The 497-nt window shown below is 65.4% G+C and carries 1 protein-coding gene; it reads right to left on the bottom strand.

Features of this window, described 5'->3' with window-relative positions:
• The coding region (locus EOA38_RS38585) for a diguanylate cyclase (protein WP_127301686.1) at positions 1–497 on the bottom strand (497 nt) is incomplete at both ends.

The raw sequence follows: 497 nt of genomic DNA, 5'->3' as shown, positions 1-497 counted from the left end.
TGCGGATGGCGTCGATGATGGAGCGCGCCGCGATCATCGCCCTTGTCGGCGCGCCTGACTTCAGGATGACGGCGAACTCGTCGCCGCCGAGGCGGGCAACGATATCTTCTGGACCAAGCCCGTTGCGGATCGCATCGGCAACGCTCTTCAGCAGCGCATCGCCCGCGGCGTGGCCTCCGGTGTCGTTGACCGCTTTGAAATGATCGAGGTCGACGAACATGAACTGGTGCTCGCCGCCGTTGAGACGGCACTGATCGACCAACTCCTCCATCGTGCGGATGAAGCTCGAGCGGTTGGCGAGCCCGGTCAGCGCGTCGTGGGCGGCGGCGTAAGCGAGCTGGCGCTGCAGAGCGCGCGCATCGGTGAAATCCTGGAAGACGATGACCAGCCCGCAGAATTCGTCGCGGTCGTTCATGATCGGCGACACCACCTGGCGGATGCTGCAGCGCGTGTCATCGCGCCGGACCAGAACGGCGCGGGTGTTCTGGTCGCAGTGC

This window comes from Mesorhizobium sp. M1E.F.Ca.ET.041.01.1.1, from assembly GCF_003997355.1.
Taxonomy (GTDB): Bacteria; Pseudomonadota; Alphaproteobacteria; order Rhizobiales; family Rhizobiaceae; genus Mesorhizobium.
The sequence above is the reverse complement of the archived record's forward strand: the minus strand, read 5'-3'. Positions and strand labels throughout refer to the sequence as shown.